Genomic DNA, 20,758 nt, shown 5'->3' with positions numbered 1-20,758 from the left:
CTGCGCTGGTTAGGGATACCGACCTGCTGGGGGGAGCGCGGGAATCCCATCGTTCTCGCATCACATATCCCATGGAATTAGAGGCACAGCACGGCGTGAGCCATGCGCCGCCAATGCGTCATTCGCCCGGGCCGCTCCCCCCGCGGGTCTTATGAGGAGGTTCGGGAGAGGACCCAAGTGCTGGTGGCGTCGCGCCGCTCGAAGGTTACGGTGGTGACGAGCGCTTGGATCAGCGCCAGTCCGCGGCCCGACTCGGCGTCCTCGTCCTGCATCGTCGGCACCATCGGCCCGAACGGAGGCTTGGCGTGGTAGGCGCTGACGCGTGCCTGAAGAAGGGTGGTCCGGACTTCGATGTCCACGCCGAGTTCCACAGGTTTCTTCCCGGCCGGCTCCGCGTGCTGGACAATGTTGGTCGCGGATTCGATGACCGCCGTTGTGAATGTCATTTGGTCCACATCCCGGACGAAGGGGACGTCCAGCCACAGGCTGTCCAGGTGGTTGTGGACGGCTTCGATGGCCTCTTCGGCAGCTGGTCCCCGGAAGCGGCGGGACGCCAGGACCCTAGTCATTGCTGAACGCTTCTTCGGCTGTGGCGTAGTTGGTGAGGACTTTGTCCATGCTGGTCAGTTGCAAGACCATTTTTACTTGCGGTTGGACTGCGGCGATCCGGAGGTCACCACCCGCTTGGCGCGTGGCCTTGAGGCAGCCGATGAGCGCGCCAAGGCCTGAGGAGTCCAGAAAGGTGGTCTTTCCCAGATTGATCACGATCCGGTTGGATCCGCCGCCGATCACCTCGGTAACGAACTCGCGCAGTCTCGGCGCGGAGACCATGTTCAGTCGTCCGTCCGTCCTGATTTCCGCATACGAGTCTTTGATCTCACAACTAAACTCCATCGGGATTCCTCTCTGTAGCTGCCAGATCTGAGGCTGGTCTATATCCTTTATAGAGCACTGCGCGGACCAGGATGCTCATTACCGTCAGGTCGAAAATGACCCAGGTGACGTTGACGAGGGTGCCCAGCGGTTCTGCCAGGCCGGCGGCCAGGCGGATGATTCCGACTACGGCGGCCAGCACGAGCAGCACGGACACTACAATCTGTGGCTGAATCAGGCTCCAGCTGGGTCCGCCGCTTTGGCGGGCTTTGGGAGTGACAGCGAACCCCAGGGGGCGGCCGAACCAGACGTTGCGGGCGGCCGTGGAGCAGGCCTTGATCCAGGTGGGGAACAGAGCCAGGCTGTACTGCTGGCCCCGCCAGGTGGGGATGCCGCGGCCGGCGACGGCGAACAGAAGCTGGTTTACGACCATGAAGGGGATGAACCGGATGAAGAAGTCCCAGCTTAGGCTCTGAACCGGCAGGATGCCCAGCAGCAGGTAGATGATGGGGGCTGCGAAGTAGATGACGGCTGCGTAGCCGCTGAGGTAGGTCCACATGGTGGCGAAGTACATGAGCCGTTGTCCGAGCTTGAGGCCTTTCTGCACCAGGGGGTTTTCCCGCAGCAGCACCTGGATGGTTCCCTGTGCCCAGCGAAGGCGCTGAGTGAGCATAGTCTTCAGGTCCTCAGGCGCCAGCCCGTACGCCAGGATTTCATGGTGGTAGACGCTTTGCCATCCCATGGCGTGCATGCGCATGGCAGTGGCCATGTCCTCGGTGACGGAGATGGTAGCCAGCGGCATCACCGGCTGGGCTTCGTCGTTGCGTTCAACTGACAGCGCGTCGAGGACGGCCTGCACGGATTCGAGGGCACCAAGGGGTGACCAGTCACGGCTGGACATCCGCTGCACGGCGTGGTCGGCCATTGCAGGCACGCTGGATTCGCCGGCGTGCGCGAGTTGCATGGCGGCAATTTCTTCGAGGTCGGCCTGTAGCGCCTGTACGTCGGCGCTTACCAGGGTCTGCACAGCCGCATCAACCCGACGGCGGACGCGGTAAGTAATTTCGCCCAGCGGCCGGCCTGCGCCCAGTTCCTGCTGGGCCTCGCGGGTTACCGCCTCCACCTCATCCAAAACCTGGGCCACCAGAGGCCTGTCCACGTCCACAGACTTCCGCGCCTTCCGAATTGCGGAGCGGGAGGCAGCCAGCGCCCGGCGGATGCTCTTCTCGGTTTCTTTCACGTAGCCCACCAGCCCCAGTTGCATCAGGGCTTCACGGCGCAGGATGGCGTTGGAACCACAGAAGAAGGCCGCATTCCAGCCGTCCTTGCCCTGTTGAATGGGTCCGTAGAAGAGCGGCGCCTGGCTGCCCAGCGGATCATCGGCAGGAACATTGCTGAAGTACTGCGGCGTCTGCACGAGCGCCACCCGCCGGTTATTGAAGTAGCCCAAGGTCTTTTCAAGGATGTCGGGTTCAGGGATCTGATCCGCGTCCAGGATCAGCAGGAACTCCCCGTGGGTCTGCATAAGGGCGTTGTTGAGATTGCCGGCCTTGGCGTGCCTGGGCACGTTGGACGTCCAATCATCGCTGCGGGTCACATAACCGATGCCGTGCTCTTCGGCGAGGGCCTTGAGTTCCGCGCGGGCGCCGTCGTCCAGGATCCAGGTGCTGTGCGGGAGCCTGATCTTCTGCGCGGCAAAGGCCGTCGTCAGCACCATGTCCAGGTCTTCGTTGTACGTGGTGATGAAGACGTCCACCGTGGCATCAGGAGGGGGCGGCGGTGCGCCCTTACGGACTTTCAGCTTCCACACCGTCATACCGAACAGCATGACGTCGATCAGGCTGTAGGTCTCCGCAACGACAAGCGGCACGGCGATCCACCACGCATCCCAGTTCAGGGACGCTGCCCAGCGCCACGTAATGTAGTTCACGCCGGTAATCACGGTCAGCACCACCACAAGGCGGGTCCAGAAACGGGTCATCCGGCTGCCTGGCCGGCTTCTTGCCCTCTGTAGGCCGCAGTGCCGCTGGGTTTTACACAGAAGCGTCGCACGTCTGGCATACATGTCCTCACTCGGTACTTGAATTGTACCCGCCAGTAGCGTACTGCGCTGCCAGCGCTGTCTTCTCACCTGCCTGCACTAAGCCGTGCGTCGGAGCATAAGGAGCGTTACGTCGTCGGTCTTGGCAGTAGGCGTGGGGACGAACCGCTCCAGGGCTTGTTCAAGGTCAGTGCTTGCCGCCAGTTCTTTGAGTGCTGCTGGTGGGCTGGTTTTCCCACCCGCGCCACCGCCTGGTCCTGGCATCCTGCCTGTTGGGTGCGGTTGCCTGTGCGCTGTTTTCCTGGACCAGCCCATACCTGACCAACGACCTGGACGTCCGCCTGGGCTGCTGCCTGAGCAGGGATTCAGGCAGCACACCGGGGCATATATTGTGATCCTCGGGATCGTCTGGGTCATGGTCAAACCCGTTTCCTGTTCCGATTCATACCCCGCTGACACCTCGCGGCGCAGGGCCGGCAACCATCTGCTCCCTGCCGAAGTACCGGAAAACGAGAAAGAAGCCTCTGGGTTGACGAACAAACCCAGAGGCTTCTATCCCGCATCTACCAGCTTCATCGTCTGCAGGCGCTCAAGGAACGTGAACGCCTGCCCTGCCCCGGTGAATGCGGGAGGGCTCGCATCAGCCACGTTTCCTATTTGGCCCGAGCCGCCAAGGCCTGGGCCAGCGCCTGGGCGGACGAAGTGCTGCTGTTGATCCGCCAGTCGGTTTCCTTGTCGAAGTGGAACCAGATAATTGCGGTGACGTCGGACTGGGCGGAAAGGTAGCTGATCAGGGAGGTATTCCAATCGGCTTTCGAGCCTCCATGCTCCGCGGAAGAGGTTTCTGCGATCAGGATGCGCTTTCCAGGTGCCAGGCTACGCAACTGGGTGAGGCCTTCGCTGAAGAGCTGCGAGGGGGACTGCCAGGAGCTCCAGGAAGCGGACGTTCCCCAGTTGTACCCGTCCAGGGCTACTGCGTCGACGTAGGAGGACCCGGGGTACAGGTCGGTGAGCGGCGTCGATCCCCAGTAGGGAACGTTAGGGTTCCACACCCAGGTGATATTGGATGCTCCGGTTCCGGCGACAACGTCGTGAACGTGGCGCCACGCGTTGACGTAGTCTCCTGCGCCGTTGCCGTTGACCTGCTCGGACCAGGGGTACCAGTTGCCGTTCATCTCATGGCCGAACCGAATCATTACTGGTTGTCCCCATTTAGCCAGCGATTGGCCCCATTCCCGCAAGTAGGGGTCAAAGTCACCAGCGGCGATACGGTCCAGCGAGTAGGCGGGTTGATTGGTGCCGCCACCCCAGGCCCAGGGCTCCCAGGTCAGCAGGATCTGGGCTCCGCGACTCCGGGCAGTTTCGAGCTCCTGGATAGGGGGAGCCTGCTTGAAGTCCTTGTAAGAGAGGATGATCGAGGGAGTCTCGCCGGCGAGGGCAGTGACTTCATCCAGTTCTGCTGAGGCAAGCGGCCCGCCCGGGGTGCCGGCACCGAACCTGAGAGTTGCCGTGCTCGGCGCGGTCGTGACCGGCCCGGTCACCGGGGCAGGCTCTTCTTCTGTGACGGACGGCGAGCTGTAAGTGAGGGTGAAGGAAGCAGAGGCGCTAACCTGGCCCGATACAGCCTGGATTCGCATGGAGGCGTCTGTTGATTCGGGTATCACGACATCAGCAGTGAAGTATCCGGAAGTGCTGGTTCGGAACGCAACGCTCGTGGTGCCGGCGCTGATAGTTCCGGAGTTCTTCTTGGGGTACGCTGTCCCGGTGACCGTCACAGTCGTGCCCACCGGGCCGGACGAGGGACTGAGGCTTATGGCCGCCGGGGCAGCGTGTGCCGGCGCCCCTGCCCACACTCCGCCGCAGGCAAGCAACGCCAGGACTGAGACCAACATTCTAAACAGCTTCATGAAACCTCCCATTTGACTCCAGCAAAGCAGCCGTGACGGACACAGGTTGCCTGCTGGAAAGGTGGGGGTGAGACCAAATGGTGCCCCCAGTACCAATTCTCCACGTTATGTCAAGTGGGCAGGTAGGGTTCTGCAAAGAATTCGACAGTATTGTCATGTCCTGTTGCAGCAGGCCCATCAACCAATAAACCTGTCTTACGTCAGGATCAACTATCGGTCAGCAAATCGTTTGCGGTGATACATTCTGTCAAGCAGCTTCGCCTGCTATAGGTCAGATACCCGGCCGCCGACGGGGGGAGCATAACCAGGAAATGAAAAGCCATTTCAGCATGCCACCGATATTTCCGACAACTGAGCCCTTGCCACTTAGGTACTCCGCTCGAAAGGAGCGCATCGGCCACATGATGGGTGTGTCCAAAGAGCTATTCGAAGTCCCGGATCGGGTCGCAAACCTGTGGATGGGCAGGGGTCCTGATCATGTTTCTGCCCTTACAAAGCAGATACCAATAGCCGGACTTTTTTTTGCGGCCGCGATCATGAGCATTTCCATCTCGACGCTGACTGTCAGCAGTTGGCCGGCACTACTCACGGGTGCCTTGCTGATAGCGGCAGCGACTCTTCTGGCGGCAGTTTTTTCCCGTCCAGCTCTGGCCCGGTTTGCGCTCTTTGTTCCCGCCGCTGATTTCCTCGCCGCCGGCCTGCTTCGGCATGGGACCGGTGATAGCCAATCCATCTATGCATCCCTTGTGCTCCTGCCCGTTCTGTGGTTCGCCGCGATGGAAGGGCGCCGGCACGTTCTTTACGCGGTCCTTGGAGCTGCCTTCGCGGTCCTGGTCCCGTTCGTCCTGGGCGCCAGCACGGAAGAGAACCCGAACGAAATGTTCCGTGGCCTGTACAACATGTTCGTTTTTTTCCTCGCCGCAGGAATCGTCAACGAGCTTGCCTCCCGGGCCCGCCGTCGCCTGAGGTCCGCCCGGGCGGAGGCGGCGGCCGCGTCGGAGGAACTTAACCGTGCGGCTCAAATCCAAAGCTACCTCCTACCCAAAGAAGCAGCCCCGCTACCCGGATACGAGACCGCTGGCGTCTGCATACCGTCGAAGGCTGTGGGTGGAGACTTCTTTGACTGGTATGAGATTGATGGCGGCCTGGGATTCACGCTGGGGGACGTCATGGGCAAAGGCGCCGGGGCAGGAATGATCGCTGCCACCACGCGGGCTGTCATCCGCAGCGCCAAAAACAGTGAGGATCCCGCCGTAGCCCTAAGCTTGACCGCAGATTGCCTCACCACCGAACTAAGCCAGGCAGCATCCTTTGCCACACTCTTCCACGCAAGACTCCGCGCTGAGGACGGGCGGGTCCTTTTCTGCGACGCGGGTCACGGTTTGACGTTACTTATCCGTGCGGACAGGACCTGGGAAAGGCTCGTCTCCGGGGAACTGCCGGTAGGGCTGCTCCCGGGGACCACGTGGCAGTCGCTTGAGTTTCGTCTTCGCCCTGGAGACATGATCGTCAGCTTCAGTGACGGGGTACTGGACCTGTACGACGGCACACTCACCGCCATCGACGAGATCGCGCTGCTCGCTACCGCAGCCACCTCGGCCACAGATCTGGTCAACGCGGTGCAGAAACTGGCCGCAGCAACCAACAACCCCGACGACGTAACGATCCTCGCAGTCCGCAGAACGGTATTGGAACGATCGGACAGGGACACCGATCGCTGAGAGAATGCAGTGGCCAGCAATGGCTTACGGCCACTGGTCGAACCTGGTTTCGGTGCGAAAGTCCGCCGTCGCGTAGGTCTTCTGCCTGTCCGGCTGGTGTTGGCGGTTGTAGCTGAGACTAGGCGGGGACGGCGGTGATGATGACGTTTTTGCCCGAGGGGTCTTCTGTGAAGCAGCTGATGAGCACGAGTCGGTTTGGATGATGTCCCAGATGTCGTTGTGTTTGAGGGTGTCTTTGTGCACTGAAAAAGGCCCCATCTACGACAATTGCGGCAGTCGATCCGGCTGCCGCTAACCCCTTGCGAGTGAATATGGTTTCCCCTGATGCGAAGGTTTCCTTCGAGACCTTGTCCGAAGGCGAGGCGCAGATGTCTTTCTCGCGCCTTAGGGGACATATCAACGTGTCCTCCGGCTAATTCCGATCACCACTCGGCTAGAAAAAGCCAAGTCACCGTGGCAGCGGTACGAGCGGGACTCTAAACACCTCGTTCGGCCAGGCGCGGAAGCGGCGTTTACATCGCGACTTCCCTGGTCTTCGGCCGATACCATCAGCGCACGGCTGCGAGTCTTGGGAATTGCTCACCAAGGGGCCAGCCTGGGCGTCAAAGCCTGAAAGCCGAAGGCCAGAACGACCAGTTTCATTTGGCCTGGCCCGTGGTTCTAACAGGTGTTTTGCTTGTGGGCGAGTATCCGAAAAACGATGCCCCCCGGCCCGCCGCGATGGACTTCGGCAATTGTGAAACCCGCGCCTGTCAGGTACGGCACAGGATCACGGGTGATGTGGTCCGCGCTGACCCGGATGCACAGCGGTTCGATCACTTTCATCAACGCTCGGCCCAGCTTACGCGTGGAGCGCCCGTGCTCGGCCAAAACGAATACGCCGCCCGGACGGAGCACGCGGTAGGCCTCACGGCTGGCAGCCAGTGGATCAGGGATGGTGCAGAACGTGAAGGTGGACACAAAAGTATCTGCACTTTCCGACGGTAAGTCCAGAGCCTGCGCGTCACCGCGATGCAACTGGATGCGGTCGATTCGCTTTTCCGATACACGCCTGCGGGCGATAGCGAGCATCTCCCCGGATAGATCAACCCCGATCACCTGCTTCACACCCGAGCCGTACAGCGGGAGGTTCAAACCCGAACCAACCCCTACCTCAATTACCTCCCGACGGGCCATTGACACAGCCCAGGCCCTGGCGCCGACGGCGACATAGCGCTCGAAAACGGCCATCCACCGGTCGTATATGTAGGCATTCTTGTTGAAGACTTTCTCGATTTCTTCGTTGCTGGTTTGGTACATAGCACCCTCCCGGAGATACTGCATTTGTTCGCTGGAAACAGAGCTAGTGGACGGCTGTACTCCAGGCACCGGTAGAGATTCAGCTCGGGATCCTTAGCTCCGGACTTTCCTGACGCTGAATTTGCGTCGTCGCACGGAGGAGGGGCCTTTCAGGCGGATTCGGTGCCAGCGCCCGTGGGCAACGGCGCCGTTGGGGTCAACAGGAGAAGCAACAGCAGGTATCTGCGACGATCCTCTCCTGCGGCGCCGCAAGCGACGGAGAGCGAATACCGTTAAGACGATCCAAGCGAAAGCCACACCGAAAACCAAGATCAACGCCGGAATCGTATCCATGGCTAAGTCTAGGCGCGAACTAACACCAGGGACTACTAAATCTTTGGACGTCCCGGTACCTTACCCGCCTCACCGGTTAGTCACCCCTTTTGAATTCCAGGGCCGCCGCCAGATAAGGAGCAGTCCGGCTGTGCGGTGAACGCGCGACGTCGGCAACTGTTCCGGCTGCGACAATGCGGCCGCCGGCATCTCCGCCGGAGGGGCCCAGGTCCATGACCCAGTCCGCAGCCGCCACCACGGCCATTTCATGTTCCACCACAATGACTGTATTCCCGCTGTCCACCAACCCGTGGAGCTGGGTCATGAGCAGCTCAACATCGGCCGGGTGCAAGCCCGTGGTGGGTTCGTCCAAAAGGTAAAGCGTGTGGCCGCGCCTGGCGCGCTGAAGCTCGGTGGCGAGCTTGATGCGCTGCGCCTCGCCGCCGGAGAGCTCGGTGGCGGGCTGCCCCAGCCTGAGATAGCCAAGCCCTACATCCCGAAGGCTCTTAAGGCTGCGGGCCGCTGCAGGAATGTCCGTCAGGAACTCTGCTGCCGCATCCACGGTCAGCCGCAGGACCTCAGCTACGTTCTTGCCCCGGTACGTTACTTCCAAGGTTTCGCCATTATAGCGGGAACCATTGCACTCCGGGCACGGTCCGTAGCTGCCCGGCAGGAAAACCAGTTCCACTGCAACGAAACCCTCACCCTGGCAGATGTCACAGCGGCCACCGGCCACGTTGAAGGAGAACCGCCCCGCCCCGAAGCCGCGTGCCTTGGCCTCCGTTGTGGCGGCGAACTCCCTGCGCACAGCGTCGAAGAGCCCGGTGTAGGTAGCGAGGTTGGACCGGGGCGTCCGCCCGATGGGCTTCTGGTCCACGGTGACCAGCCTGTCGATCCGGTCGGCGCCGCGGACCCCTCGTACGGTCAGCGGCGTGGCCGGATCCGTCTCACCCTGCTCTGTCTCCGACGCTATCTGGTTGGCTTGCAGTCCCGAGCCCACCACCTCGCCCAGGACATGGCTCACCAGGGTGGACTTGCCTGAGCCGGACACTCCTGTCACGGCGGTGAAAACACCTAACGGGAAGCGCGCATCAAGGTTCTTGAGGTTATGCCGGCTGACTCCGGACAGCTCCAGCCAACTGTGCGGCTTCCGGACAGTTCCAGGACGGGGTGGCGCTCCGCCGTCGTCGAAAAGGAAAGGGCGGGTGACGGACTCCGGGATTGCTGCAAGCCCCGCAACCGGCCCGCTGTAGAGGACCTCACCGCCGCCTTCCCCTGCCCGGGGGCCTACATCTACCAGCCAGTCCGCCCGACGTACCACGTCCATGTTGTGTTCCACGACGAAGACCGAATTGCCGGAGGCTTTGAGCTGGTCCAGCACTGCCAGGAGCGGCTCTGCGTCGGCCGGGTGGAGGCCCGCGGAAGGTTCGTCCAGCACATAGATGACACCGAACAGCCCAGACCGGAGCTGGGTGGCAATTCTGAGCCGCTGCATCTCACCGGGAGAAAGGCTGGGGGTAGCGCGGCCCAGCGCCAGGTATCCCAGGCCCAGGCTCAGGAGTACGTTGATTCGCGCCAGGAGGTCGGCCGTAATGGCCACCGCCACCTCGTTCTCCTCACCGGACTGTTGGTGGCGGGACGCTGTGCCTGCCTTTTGCAGACCGGCTGTGGGCCGGATGACCTCGGCCAGTTCGGCCATGGGCATCGCGTTCAGTTCGGCGATGCTCCGGCCGGCGAAGGTCACGGCGAGAGCTTCCGTCCTAAGCCCGGTACCGTGGCAGCGCGGACAGGGACCGGATTCCATAAAAGCCAGCACCCGCTCCCGCATGGGAGCACTCTGGGAGTCTGCGAGGGTGTGCAGGACGTAGCTTTTGGCGCTCCAGAACCGGCCTTTGTAGGGCTTGGCCACCCGGTCCCGTTCAGGGGTTACTTCCACAACGGGCTGTTCTTCGGTGAACAGAATCCAGTCGCGCTGCTTCTTGGGCAGCTTGCGCCAGGGCGTTTCCACGTCGTAACCCAGGTGACTGAGGATGTCGCGGAGATTTTTGCCCTGCCAGGCTCCCGGCCACGCGGCAATGGCACCTTCCCGGATGGTCAGGGCGTTGTCCGGAACCAGGGAGTCCTCGCTGACCGTGTGTGCCACGCCAAGTCCATGGCATTCCGGGCAGGCACCGGCGGCGGTATTAGGCGAAAAAGCGTCTGAATCCAACTGCTCCGTATCTGCCGGGTAGGTTCCTGCCCGTGAAAACAGCATGCGTAGCGAATTGGACAGCGTGGTCACGGTACCCACAGAAGAACGGCTGCTGGGTGTTCCACGGCGTTGTTGAAGGGCGACGGCGGGTGGAAGCCCCGAGATCATCTCCACCTTGGGATTGTGGCCCTGCTGGATGAGGCGGCGGGCATAAGGCGCCACAGACTCGAAATAGCGACGCTGGGCTTCTGCATAGATGGTGCCGAAGGCCAGTGAAGACTTTCCGGAACCCGAAACTCCCGTGAAAGCCACAATGGAGTCCCGCGGCACGTCCACGTCCACGTTCCGGAGGTTGTTCTCACGCGCGCCCCGCACCCGCACATAGCCATCGATCACGTGGTCGCCATGCAGCCCTGCCGCGTCGTCCTTATTTGTTGCGCTTTGCATTCATTCGACTCTAGCGGCGAGGCGCGGTTTGGTCCTTGTCGCCTACATTCGTTCTCTTCCAACAGAGGCCGCCCAGCCCCCGCCGCCTGCTGCGTTAACCTTGTAGTTGGCAGTTTTCCGGGCAGCGCCTGGATATCAACCCCACCAACGTTCCATAGAGGAGAGTGCGTGCCCCGCTCCGCCAGGTCTTCGGCCGATGCCATCAGCGCCCGGCTGCGAGACTTGGAATCGCTCACCAAGGGGCCGGCCTGGGCACTAACGCGATCGGCGCCGTGGGTGATCGCGGTGCTGCAGGCGTCCTTTACGCGCACCCGGCCGCAGCTTCCGCTCGAGGAGTTCCATGCCGACGTCGACTCCTTCCTGGAGCAGTTCCGGCGCGAGGACCCAACTGTGGGGATCTCGGCAAGCGACACGCTGTCGGGCAAAAAGTACGCTGACGAGTGGACCCGGCGGCAGTTCCTCACCCGCCGCAACCAGTCCGGCCGCATCGTCTATGAAGTTACCGAACCCGCAGCCCGCGTTCTGGCCTTCCTGGACAGCCTGTCCAGCGAACGGTCAACGCTCAACGGTTCGCGGCTGGGGACGCTGCTGGGCGACGTGGAAAAACTTGCCAACGAGACCAACCCGGACCAGAGCGCCCGGCTGGAGTCTCTGGAAGAGGAAATCGAACAGCGCCAGCAGCTCATCGAGGACATCAGCTCCGGCGAGTTCGATGGCCTGTTGGATGACGACCAAGCCGTTGAGGCCGCGGGTAATGTGCTGGACCTGGCCGCCAGCCTTCCCGCCGACTACAAGAAGATGCGTGACCGGATCGAGGAGCTGGTGGGCGAGCTCCGCAACCAGATCATCGAGGACTCGCTCAGCAAGGGTGCCACCATGGCACAGGTGCTGGAGGCGGACAAGCGGCTGCGGCAAAGCCCTGAGGGACGTACGTTCCGGTCCTTCACGGCTTTCCTGGAGGATCCGCAGCAGCAGCTCCGCTTTCGTTCGGCGATCGGCGAGGTCCTCAGCCGGCAGTTCGCTGACGAGCTTACCGTCGACGAACGCGAGACCCTTAAGAACCTGGTGGCCGAACTCCGCCAGCAGCACAGCCAGATCCAGCGCATCTACGGCAAGCTCAGCGAGAGCCTGAACACCTACGTCCAAAGCGACGATTTCCGGCAGTCCGTCCGGCTCCGCAAGGTGCTGGGCGAGGCGGAGCAGGCCATCCGCTCGCTGCCCTACGAACGCGACCGTCGTGGCCTGGTTCCCGGCCCGCTGTTGTTCAACGCGGGCTTCGAATCCCTCGCCATGGTCAAGCTCTTCGACCCTGACGAGTTCGCCGTGCCGCCCCGCCTGGCCGATCCCATCGCGTTCAGCGATTCGGACCGGGTGCGCTCGGCGAGGACCGCAAAAGCCAAGCCCGACGTCGTCAGGGAGGCTCTTGCAGGCGCCGGCACCTTGGCGGAGGCGTGGGACAGCCTCCCTACCGAAGAGCGCCACATCAACACCATCCGTGCGCTCCTGTCGCACGCCCTGCACGACGGCGCTGGCTTCGACCGCGGCGCATGGTCCGCCATCGACTTCGCGCAGATAGACGGCTCCACCCGAAAGGCCTACCTGCCGGTGGTCACGCTCAAGGAAGACTCCCATGACTGAAGAAATTACGACGGCGCCACATCCGGTGGTCGAGCCCCAGGACTCTCCGGTGGTCGAGCTTGGGGAGTGGCTGGGGAGCGAGACCCATGAGACCAGGACTTCGTCCGGCTCAATCACCGGGGGCGTCACGCCGCGGGACACTTTTGTGGACGGCGCCGCCCTGTACCCGGGAGACACCGGGGTCCTGTCCATGAAGATCCGCCAGGCACTGGTGCGGCTGCTGAAAGGCCCGTACGTCGACGGCGGCCGCGACGAAAAACTGTGGACCACCATCCTGGACAACCAGCTCATCCTCCGCAGCCGCCTGTCCGAGATGTTCCTCACCCTCCAACTGGACCACGAACGCAAGATCGCTGTCCTGCGCCCCGTTGACCCGGAGTCCATCGGGGCCGGCAGCCGGTCCAGCATCCTCCGCCAGCAACGCGCGCTCAGCCGCGTCGAAACGATTGTGCTGCTCCGGCTCCGCCTTCTCCTTGACCGCCACGTCACCGCGCAGACGGACCCCACTATCACCCATGAAGAAATCACGGACCTCGTGGCCCACTACCAGCCCACGGGCCAACAGGATGCCCTCCGCGACGCGGATGTAGTCACCCGTGCGATCACCAAGCTCCTGGCCCGCCAGCTCCTCCTCCCCACGCCCCTGGACGACGTCTTCACCATCTCCAACGCCCTCCCGCTGGCCCTGCCTTTCGAGAACATCGGCGACATCCCCGCCCACATCGAAGCCCTGGTCAAGGTAGCCGCGGACGAATCCGGGACAGAGCCGATGCTGGAACTGGACGAACATGGTGCGGACGAAGACGACGCCGCCCCCGCCCCAGAGCCGGACGGCTCTGCTGCAAGCAGCGAGCCGTCCGGCTCCGGTAGCGGGTCTGGACTTCCCGATACTCGCAAGCTCGCACCGGGGCCCTCGTCCATTCCCCTTGATGCCACTCCCGGGGCGGCATCGGCGTCGTCTCACTCGTCCCGCAGCGATGCCCCCGGAGCGGAGGAAGCGAAATGAGCATCGCGACGATGCTTCCCATGGGGGAGCTGACCAACCCGGGGCAGATGCGGCTTGCGTTGGTGCAGGTGGTCAACTGGGGGACGTTCCATGGGGCCCACACCATGCATGTGGACCGGAACGGCACGCTGCTGACGGGTAACTCCGGCGTCGGCAAGTCCACGTTGTTTGACGCGATGCTTCGCGTGTTTGATGCCCGTCCGCGCTCCAACGAGGCAGCGGCGCAGCGTGCCGGCGGGGCTGTGGAGGACAAGAGGACCACGTTCACGTACATGCGCGGCAAAGTTGGCGACAAGGCTGTGGGGGAGGGCTCGGCGAGTGCCTTCCAGAGGCCCGGCGCCACTTGGTCCGCCGTCGGCCTGACTTTTGACAACGCTGCGGGCACCCGCGTGACGGTGTCTGCCCTCTTTGATGTGCCCAAAAACGGTACGGAGTCCAGCGTGGGCCGGTACTACCTGATCGACAACAAGCCCTTGGACCTGCAGGCCATTGAGGGCATTGCGGACAAGCGTTTCACCAGAGCGGCGCTGGAAACGGTGTTCCCGGACGCCCAGGTCTTCGATGTGCACAAGGCGTTTGCGGAGCGGTTCCGCCGGCTGCTGGGGATCAGCTCGGACCAGGCCCTGCCGCTGCTGCGCGTCATCCAGGCAGGCAAGGGCCTGGGCGGCAGCGTAAACACGTTCTTCCGGGACCAGGTGCTGGACGCACCGGCCACCCTTGTTGCCGCGGATGATGTGGTGGAGGAGTTCAGCAACCTGATGTCCATCCGGCAACGGCTGGAGGATGTCCGCCAACAGCGCGACCAGCTGGCCCCGGTGCCTGAGCTGAATAAGGAGTATGCCCAGGCGTTGCTGGACGCGAACCGGCTCCGGGCGCTCGCCGGTGAGGAATTCGAGTCCTACCGGCAGCAGCTCGCCGTCGAGGTCCACCAGAAAACCCTGGCCAGGTTCCATGAGATGGCGCAGGCGAAGGCCAAGGAACTCGGTGCCGAGCGCACCGTTCGGGACGCCCTTGCCAAGGAACTGCGCCAGCTGGAAACGGACTACAACAACCAGGGCGGCAACGCGATTTCCGCCATTGAGCAGTCCCTGGAGAACGCCCGGGTGGGGTTGCGCCTGCGCCAACAGGTAGAGGAAGCGGCCCGGAAGGCGCTCGCCGACGCCGGCCTGGAACTTGAATGGACAGCGTCCGGCTGGGAGCAGGCCCACGAGCAGGCAGCCGCGAGGTCGGCGGAGCTGAGGGACGATTCCGAGGCCCTCAAGGAGCTCCGCTTCGAGGCCTTCGACGCGCATGCCACCAAAAAGCGCGAACTTGCCGCGGCTGAGCAGGAGCTTGTGTCCTTGAAGACGCGCACCTCGCTGCTGCCGCCGTCGAGCATTGAAAACCGGTCCGCCATCGCTGCAGCAACGGGCATCCCGGAAGAGCAGATGCCGTTTGCCGGCGAGTTGATGGACCTGGCAGACGGGCAGGAGCGATGGCGGCCTGCGGCAGAGCGCGCGCTCCGGAACCTGGCCACCACGCTGCTGGTTCCGGGAGAGCATTTCGCCGCGGTGACCCGTTACCTGAACGATCACAGGGTGCGTGGGGCTCTCCGCGCCGTGGATATCTCCAAGCCCCTGGCCGGCGGTGCGCTGGCTGTGGAGGACGTGAACGACGGCGACCTCCTCACCAAACTGGACATCCTCGCCTCGGGTGCGGCTGCTGACGCCGGGGAATGGATCCGGGAAAGGATCGCCCTGGATTTCGCCTATCCGTGCGTTGAGGATCCGGACGAGCTGGCGGGTCTGGACAAGGGCCTGAGCCTGGGCGGGGTAGTCAAGCGCAACCGCCACACCGTGGAAAAGGACGACCGTTTCACCGGCCGCCAGGACTACGTGTTGGGCTTCGACAACGCCGCCAAGCAGGAGCTGGTAGCGGCGCAAGTGGACGAGCTGGTCCGGGAACTGGGTAAAGCTGCCGAATTGGCGCAGAGCCGCGAAGAGTCCCACCAGGGCATGACCCGCCAGCTCGAGGCGCTGCGCCGGGTGGCCGAGGACCACCGGCCCTGGGAACAGGTTTCCGCGGACGTGGCAGCAGAGGAACTGGCCAGGATCGAGCAGCGGCTAAGGGACGCATTGGCCTCCCAGGCGGACCTCGAGCCGCTGCGTGCCCGCATCGACACCGCGCGCGAAAAGCACCAGTCCTCCACAGGCGCGGCGGCTGTCCTGCAGAGCGAGTACAAGGCGCTCGACCAGCAACTCACGGCGACCGATGCCCTGCTGGAAGCCGCGCGTGGCCGCCTGGAGCAAGCGCCGCCGTCGGACTCCACCGTTGCCGCGCTGGAACCGTACTTCGCCGGTTTCGGAGATGTCACGGAGATGCACGAGCTGGATAACCTGGCCAACCGGGTGCGCACCACGCTGCTGGGTGAACTGCATGCCGCGGAAACCCGCGGGCAGGGCACGGCGGAGCGGCTCACCAGGATCTTCGAGGCGTTTGTGCGCGAATGGGGATCAGCCATCTCAGCGGACCACGGCACGTCGATTGGCGCTGCCGGCGAGTTCGAATCGCGTTACCACGCCATCATCAGCGACGGTTTGCCAGCGCAGGAGGCCGAGTTCCGGCGTTTCTTCAACCAGCGCACGCACGAATCGTTCAGCACGCTGCTGCATCTGCTGGATGAGGAGCGCCGGTCCATCACCAGCCGCATCCTGCCCCTGAACGGGATCCTGTCCCAGGTGAACTTCCACGAGGGCAGCTACCTTGAGCTGGATATCAAGCAGACTATGCCTGCCACTGCCAAGCAGTTCAAGGACGCCATTCAGAATGCACTCAAGGCCCGGCATGCCCGTCCCGGCAAGGCAGAAATGACTGACGAGGACGCTGCGCTCACCCTCCGGTACAAGTCCCTCGAGTCGCTGGTGAAGAGGCTCAGCTCGCAGGCGCCGGAGGACCGGCGCTGGCGGGCAGAAGTGCTGGACGTCCGCGGCCACGTGTTTATCCAGTGCAAGGAGCACCGGGAGGTTGCCGGTAAGAATCGCACAGATGTGTTTATGCATGCGGACACCGGCTCCATGTCCGGCGGCGAGCGTCAGCGGTTCACGGCCTTCATCATGGCCGCGGCTCTGAGCTACCAGCTGGGTATCGCGGACCAGGGTTTCACCACCTACGGCACGGTCATGATGGACGAGGCGTTTGTGCTGGCCTCGGAGGAATTCGCCGGTGCCGGGATCAAGGCGCTGCACGAATTCGGGTTCCAGTTGCTGCTGGCCGCCCCGGAAAACGTCATCGACCTGTCGCGGCACCTGGGTTCCGTCACCGAAATCCTTCGAGACAAGCGCACCAACCGCTCAGGCGTACTGACCGCCCCGGTGATCACGCCGCCGTCGAACGTTGGCTCTGCCTGGCGCTCCGAAGCCAACCCGGTGGACATAGTCCTGAGGTAGGGGGCGGTGAGGATTGCCACAGCCGCTGTCCCCACCTGGTGCCGTAAGGGGTCCCCAAACGGGATGCTTAGCAACTTGCATCTAGAATCGGGGTCATGTCGGAAACTGGCGAGGTCGTATTCAGCGACGGGGTCATTGTGCTACGCCCGCTGAGGGTTGAAGATGCGGCGGACCACTTTGCCGGCGAGGATAGCGAATTGGTGCGTTGGCTGAACGGCGGCCGTGGCACGATCGAGTCCGTTCGGCGGTATGTCGAGCAGGTTCAGCAGATGTGGGAGAACCACGGGCCCGTCTTCACCTTCGCCATTCGGCTCGCGGCCGAGGATACCCTCGTAGGAACAATAGACGTCCAGCTGAGGCAGGACGCCTACCGCTCCGAGCAGGCCAATTTGGCCTATGGGCTATACCCTGGCTGGCGCGGCCGCGGGTTCGGCACCCGCGCAGTGAGCCTTGCTTTAGCGTTCTTGCGCCGCGACACGTCGGTGCGTTCGGCTCAGATACGAGTCGAACCGGGAAACGTGTCATCCGCCGCAGTGGCCGTTCGGGCCGGCTTCACCCTGACGACGCCGAGCGCCGGGACCGTCGACGGCCATGATTGCTACGAGCACGCAGTCCGCTAAAGGTTCCCTGACTCCCATCTGTAGTGCAAGGGATGAACCTATCCGCTGGCGCTCCTGAAAGCGGGAAGGGTCAGAGGGGCACCTGCGGCCGGACCAAAACCAAAAGGCCGGCCGCAAGTGTTCCCGTGGTGTCGTCTACCGGGAGACGCCGTCGCGCACGCGGTCCAGGAACTTAGCCGTCCGCGACTCGAGGGCGGCAATCTGCCGGACCACGACGGCGGCCGGGTCCGGGTTGATCTCATTGGCGGGCGGTTCCTTGCGGACGTTGGCGCTGCAGCCGAAATCGGCACAGATCAGCGTCCCCACGGTGTTGCCGTCGCGGCCAGACTGCCCGGCCCGCTTGGCTACCCATAGGTAGACATCGTCCTTGGAGAACACGTCCCGGCACAGTTCGCAGAGCACCACGCGCTTCTTTCCCGAGCCACCCTCGGGTGCGCGCAGCATAATCCCGGTCAGCTTGCCCTGGTGCGGAACCACCAGGTACCCGCGCTGGGGCATCTTTTCGTCACGCCAGCCGAGGAAGTCCAAGTCATCCCAGTTGAGGGTGTCGAAATTGGGCGGAAGGGTGAGTTTTGCGGCCTCGGATCGGCTGGCGTTCACAAAAGAGGACCGGATTTGTTGCTGGCTGATTTTCTGCATGGCGGAGCTTCTTTCAAAAGTGGTCGACGTCCGCGCGCACGAGGGGACGCGGAATGGCAGGGGTACGTCGGATCACCCGGCTGAAAGGCAAGCGGGAAAGGAAAGGTTCCGCTTAGGCAAATTCCGACGTAGGGGGGAGTGCAAAGCAGGCCATAACGGCCACCCCGCTAACCATGGCAGCGGCAACCGAAACAGTGCGCATGCTCATCCCCTCGTCGTTTCTCCTGGAAGCGGTAGTCCGCTGTCGTTATACTCCCAAAGTTGTGGCCGGACTGTCCAGAAGAGTCAACCGGCGCGGCCGTTTGGAATACGTTACGCGAACGTTTCTTAATTCGACCGAGGCTAGGCTAGCCTTACTTGGGTTCGCATCACTTACTTCAAAGGATTCACGTGGCTTCCCAATTTCCCCGCCGTGCCCTGCTCAAGACCGCAGGTTCCGCAACTGCCGTTCTGGCCGCCGTCGCCCTTTCCCTCAGTGGTTGCTCCACCGGCCCCGCAGCGTCTTCAGATTCCAACAGCACGGCCGCCGGCAGCACGCAGTTCCCCGTCACGATCGAGCACGCCTTTGGTGAGACTGTCATTGAAAAGCAGCCCACCCGCGTAGCCACCGTCTCCTGGGTCAACGACGACGTGTCCATTGCACTGGGCGTTGTCCCTGTGGGTGTGCCCAAAGTTGAATGGGGCGGCAACGAGCAGGGCTCCACGCCGTGGAAGGACGCGGCCCTTGAAAAGCTGGACGCCGGATTCGGTACGGACAAGGCCCCGGCGCAGTACTCCGAGGCTGACGGCATCAACTTCACCGAGATCGCCAAGCTCACGCCGGACGTCATCCTGGCCGCCTATTCCGGCCTGACCGAAGAGGATTACAAGAAGCTCAGCGAGATTGCCCCCGTGGTTGCCCACCCGGAACTCGCCTACGGAACTTCCTGGGAAGACGCCACCACCATTATCGGCAAGGCACTGGGCAAGGATGCCGAAGCGTCCACGCTGATCAAGGACACCGAGGCCACCATCAAGGCCGAGGCAGCCAAGTACCCGCAGATTGTGGGCAAGACCTTCATCTACGGTTACGCCACTCCGACGGATCTGACATCCATGGGCGTCTACACGGCGAATGACAACCGGCCCAAGTTCCTTACCTCCATCGGTATGAAGCTCGCCCCGGTGGCAGAGCAGGCATCTGCCGGCTCCAAGGAATTCTTTGTGCCGTGGGCTGCTGAAAAGGCCAACGAACTCGATTCCGACGTCTTCCTGACTTCAGTCGAGGATGCTGCCGAAGCGGACCTCATCAAGAACGATCCCTTGATGAGCCAGATCCCGGCCATCAAGAACGGTGCTTTTGTGGCCGATACGGACAAGAGCCTGGTCCTGGCCGTTTCCGCTTCCTCGCCGCTGAGCCTGCCGTGGTCCCTGGACCAGTTCCTCCCGCAGCTCGGTGCAGCCGCGGACAAGGTGAAGTAAGAACCTCACCATGACGCAAAGTACGACGACGGCACTCATCGAGGGGCGGGACAATGCCGCTTTGACTTCGGCCAAGCGGCAAGACCTCGCCACCCGATCCAGCAGGCGCTCACCCATGGGCCGGTCCGCCTGGCTGCTGGGCGCCGTCGTCGTACTTGCGTTGATCACCGCGCTCTCGCTTGCCGTGGGCGCACGGGCGATCCCGCTGGAAACCGTCTGGCAGGCCATCACCGCGTTCGACCCCGCCAATGGAGATCACGCCGTGGTCCAGGCCCGCATCCCGCGGACCGTTATGGGACTCCTGGTGGGCTGTGCCCTGGGCCTGGCCGGAGCGGCGATGCAGGGTGTTGCCCGCAACCCGCTGGCCGATCCCGGCATCATGGGCGTCAACGCCGGCGCGGCGCTGGCCGTTGTCAGCGGCATCTACCTTTTCGGCGTTACGGCACTGTCCGGGTACATCTGGTTCGCCTTTGTAGGCGCCGGGATTGCCGCCGTCGTGGTGTACCTGGTTGCTTCCCTGGGCAGGGAAGGCGTGACGCCGGTCAAGCTTGCCTTGGCGGGCGCTGCCCTCAACGCCGGCCTTTTCTCGTTGATGAACGTTATCCTGGTGTCCAGCCAAGACACCTACGACCGCTTCCGGTTCTGGCAGGTAGGCGGTGTGGCCGGCCGCGACTGGTCCGTAGTGCTGTCGGGCTTGCCGTTCCTGGCTGTCGGCATGGTGATTGTGCTGTTCTCCGGCCGCATCCTGAACAGCCTGGCCCTTGGCGACGACGTGGCCCGCGGCCTGGGCCAGCGTGTCGGCCTTGCCCGCGGCGTCAGCGCCCTCGGCATCGTGCTGCTCTGTGGCTCCGCTACCGCGCTGGCCGGCCCGATCGGCTTCGTAGGTCTGGTGATTCCGCACGCCGTCCGCATGCTGACAGGCCCGGACTACCGCTGGATCCTGCCGTTCTCCGCCATTCTGGCCCCGGTCCTGCTGCTCGGCGCAGACGTGATCGGACGCGTGGTGCTGCTGCCCAGCGAAGTCCCCGTCGGCATCATGACCGCACTTGTGGGCGCTCCCGTTTTTGTCTGGCTGATCCGCCGCGGGAAGGGAGCCGGACTGTGACAACTTCCAGCACGGCCGCCACCTCAACCGCCGCCGATGCAGCACCTCACGGCATTCCCGCCGTCAAACACTC

At 63.2% G+C, this 20,758-nt stretch carries 14 protein-coding genes and 1 pseudogene; 7 read left to right on the top strand and 8 right to left on the bottom strand.

What is annotated here, in order from left to right; translation table 11 throughout:
* Positions 1–149 precede the first annotated feature (149 nt).
* The 4 genes from ACWA13_RS17200 to ACWA13_RS17185 all read right to left on the bottom strand — a co-directional run bounded on the left by ACWA13_RS17200 (position 150) and on the right by ACWA13_RS17185 (position 4,821).
* On the bottom strand, positions 150–569 hold the full coding sequence (locus ACWA13_RS17200) for an ATP-binding protein (protein WP_463935536.1): 420 nt from the start codon (positions 567–569) through the stop codon (positions 150–152).
* Positions 562–894 carry an STAS domain-containing protein gene (locus tag ACWA13_RS17195; RefSeq protein WP_463935535.1) on the bottom strand — a complete coding sequence of 111 codons (333 nt, stop codon included), beginning with the start codon at positions 892–894 and terminating at the stop codon, positions 562–564. Before ACWA13_RS17195 ends, ACWA13_RS17200 begins: the two co-directional genes overlap by 8 nt.
* Positions 884–2,854, bottom strand: a complete 1,971-nt coding sequence (locus ACWA13_RS17190) for a glycosyltransferase family 2 protein (RefSeq protein ID WP_463935534.1) — start codon at positions 2,852–2,854, stop codon at positions 884–886. Before ACWA13_RS17190 ends, ACWA13_RS17195 begins: the two co-directional genes overlap by 11 nt.
* Positions 2,855–3,567: 713 nt before the next feature.
* Positions 3,568–4,821 carry a glycoside hydrolase family 26 protein gene (locus ACWA13_RS17185; protein ID WP_463935532.1) on the bottom strand — a complete coding sequence of 418 codons (1,254 nt, stop codon included), beginning with the start codon at positions 4,819–4,821 and terminating at the stop codon, positions 3,568–3,570.
* Between the two features lie 536 nt (positions 4,822–5,357).
* Here ACWA13_RS17185 and ACWA13_RS17180 point away from each other — a divergent pair.
* Positions 5,358–6,542 (top strand): PP2C family protein-serine/threonine phosphatase, encoded by a 1,185-nt coding sequence (locus ACWA13_RS17180; protein ID WP_463935530.1) that lies wholly within the window; start codon positions 5,358–5,360, stop codon positions 6,540–6,542.
* A 118-nt stretch (positions 6,543–6,660) separates the two neighbouring features.
* On the opposite strand, the pseudogene ACWA13_RS17175 reads toward ACWA13_RS17180, so the two are convergent.
* From ACWA13_RS17175 to uvrA, 3 genes and pseudogenes are all read right to left on the bottom strand, one after another.
* Positions 6,661–6,779: pseudogene (locus ACWA13_RS17175) on the bottom strand (class F sortase); the annotation flags it as partial.
* A 423-nt stretch (positions 6,780–7,202) separates the two neighbouring features.
* Positions 7,203–7,841, bottom strand: a complete 639-nt coding sequence (locus tag ACWA13_RS17170; protein ID WP_463935529.1) for a class I SAM-dependent methyltransferase — start codon at positions 7,839–7,841, stop codon at positions 7,203–7,205.
* Positions 7,842–8,250: 409 nt separating this feature from the next.
* Positions 8,251–10,791, bottom strand: a complete 2,541-nt coding sequence (uvrA, locus tag ACWA13_RS17165; RefSeq protein ID WP_463935528.1) for an excinuclease ABC subunit UvrA — start codon at positions 10,789–10,791, stop codon at positions 8,251–8,253.
* 168 nt (positions 10,792–10,959) lie between these two features.
* Between uvrA and ACWA13_RS17160 the strand changes: the two genes are divergently transcribed.
* From ACWA13_RS17160 to ACWA13_RS17145, 4 genes are all read left to right on the top strand, one after another.
* Positions 10,960–12,429: a DUF3375 family protein gene (locus ACWA13_RS17160; protein ID WP_463935527.1), complete on the top strand. Its 1,470-nt coding sequence runs from the start codon at positions 10,960–10,962 to the stop codon at positions 12,427–12,429.
* Positions 12,422–13,435, top strand: coding sequence for a DUF4194 domain-containing protein (locus tag ACWA13_RS17155; protein ID WP_463935526.1), 1,014 nt, complete (start codon positions 12,422–12,424; stop codon positions 13,433–13,435). The genes ACWA13_RS17160 and ACWA13_RS17155 overlap by 8 nt, the downstream gene beginning before the upstream one ends.
* Positions 13,432–16,860, top strand: coding sequence for an ATP-binding protein (locus ACWA13_RS17150; RefSeq protein ID WP_463935525.1), 3,429 nt, complete (start codon positions 13,432–13,434; stop codon positions 16,858–16,860). Before ACWA13_RS17155 ends, ACWA13_RS17150 begins: the two co-directional genes overlap by 4 nt.
* 95 nt (positions 16,861–16,955) lie before the next feature.
* Positions 16,956–17,480 (top strand): GNAT family N-acetyltransferase, encoded by a 525-nt coding sequence (locus ACWA13_RS17145; protein WP_463935524.1) that lies wholly within the window; start codon positions 16,956–16,958, stop codon positions 17,478–17,480.
* A 135-nt stretch (positions 17,481–17,615) separates the two neighbouring features.
* Here the strand turns inward: ACWA13_RS17145 and ACWA13_RS17140 are convergent, their stop codons facing one another.
* Complete coding sequence (locus tag ACWA13_RS17140) at positions 17,616–18,119, bottom strand: FBP domain-containing protein (protein ID WP_463935523.1); 504 nt, start codon at positions 18,117–18,119, stop codon at positions 17,616–17,618.
* 390 nt (positions 18,120–18,509) lie between these two features.
* On the opposite strand from ACWA13_RS17140, the gene ACWA13_RS17135 reads away from it, so the two are divergent.
* Both ACWA13_RS17135 and ACWA13_RS17130 read left to right on the top strand, forming a co-directional pair.
* Positions 18,510–19,580 carry an ABC transporter substrate-binding protein gene (locus ACWA13_RS17135; protein ID WP_463935522.1) on the top strand — a complete coding sequence of 357 codons (1,071 nt, stop codon included), beginning with the start codon at positions 18,510–18,512 and terminating at the stop codon, positions 19,578–19,580.
* 115 nt (positions 19,581–19,695) lie between these two features.
* The gene (locus ACWA13_RS17130) at positions 19,696–20,685 is read left to right on the top strand and encodes a FecCD family ABC transporter permease (protein ID WP_463937962.1); all 990 of its coding nucleotides are present in this window, start codon (positions 19,696–19,698) and stop codon (positions 20,683–20,685) included.
* The last annotated feature ends 73 nt before the right edge of the window (positions 20,686–20,758 follow it).

This window comes from Pseudarthrobacter sp. TRD_SC_9, assembly GCF_055361265.1.
This window is presented reverse-complemented; position numbering and strand designations above follow the sequence as displayed.